Source organism: Cellulomonas sp. IC4_254, assembly GCF_011603975.1.
Lineage (GTDB): Bacteria > Actinomycetota > Actinomycetes > Actinomycetales > Cellulomonadaceae > Cellulomonas.
The window spans coordinates 1-1323 of the sequence record NZ_JAANNB010000372.1 but is presented as its reverse complement, the minus strand read 5'-3'; the positions used below and the strand labels follow the sequence as shown (position 1 = coordinate 1323).

The following is a 1323-nucleotide window of genomic DNA, read 5'->3' as shown; positions in this document are numbered from 1 at the left end:
CGCGCCGGATGCGGCCGCGGCCGGAGCGGACTCGGCGGGCCGAGCGGGCGGCACGGCGGCGGTGCCCCGGGTCGAGGTGCGGACGGGGCCGCGGCTCGCCGGCGGGATGGACGCCGGCTGACCGGCCGGCGGGATCGCCGGCGGCGGCGTGCCGGGTCGACGGGCACCGGCGCTCGGCGCGCCGAAGGCGGACCGCACGGACTGCCGCGCGACCCCACCGGCAGCGGCAGCACCGGCAGCACCGGCGGCAGCACCGCCCGCGCCGGCAGCGCCTCCCGCCTGACCCGCGGCTCCGGCCGCGCCGGTCCCGGCGGCAGCCCCCGTGGCACCGGCCGCACCGGCCGCACCGGCAGCTCCCGCAGCAGCACCCGCGCCCGCGCCGGCCGACCCGCCCCGCGGCCCGCCCTGCGCCGGGGTCGTCGTGTCGTCGGCTGCGCGCTTCTGGTCGTCGGTCATCGGGCTGCTTCCCGTCGGAGGTGCGGTGGTCGTGCCGGGACCGGTCGTGCCGGGACCCGCGGGGGTCTGCCCCGGCAGGGCCGGCCAGCGCCCGGCGTCGGCGGCACGGAAGATCTCGTCGGCGCGGACGGCGCGCCAGGGCTCGAGCTCGCGGACGAGCTCGCCGGGGCTGTGCGGCCCGTCGTCGTGCGGGCCGAGGGTGACCGCGCAGAGGGTGTCGAGGTCGGCGGGGACGCTCGGCACGAGGTCGGCGGGCGGGAGCGGCGTGCCGTCGTGCTCGGGTGCGAGCGGCAGGCCGCCGTCGAGCTCCACGGACTCCCGGGCGGTGCCGCCGGCGGACCACTCGGCGAAGCTGGGCAGCGCCGCGCCGGAGGCGGCCGCGGAGGGCCACCGCCCGGTCAGGGCGGCGTACAGCACGCGGACGAGGCCGACCGCGTCCGCACGGCTCATGGCGTGCGCGGTGCCGCCGGCGGCGCCGACCAGCTCGCCGTCGACGGCCAGCCCCTCCAGCACGACGCGCCCGGCGCCGGTGAGGACGACGGCGTCGGGGCGGAGCGCGAGGTGGTGCACGCCGCGGCGGCGCGCGGCCTCCAGGGCGGCGGCGACCTCGCCGACGACGGCGCGCGCCTGGTCGGCGGGCAGCGGGGCGCGTCCGGCGAGGGCGGCGAGGCTGCGGCCCTCCACGGCGGCCGTGACGACGTAGCCGGTGCCGTCGGCCTGGCCGACGTCGAGGATGCGCGCGAGCCGGGGCTCGACGACGAGGGCGGCGCGCCGGGCGGCGTCGAGCACCGCCGCGGTGCGGGGGCCGGCCACGAGGGTCACGGTCACCGGCCGGGCCAGGATCTGGTCGGTCGCGGTCCAGCGCTC

At 82.1% G+C, this 1323-nt stretch carries 1 pseudogene; it reads right to left on the bottom strand.

The features are described 5' to 3' along the window. Positions 1 to 1323, bottom strand: a pseudogene (locus tag G6556_RS18860) (hypothetical protein); the annotation flags it as partial.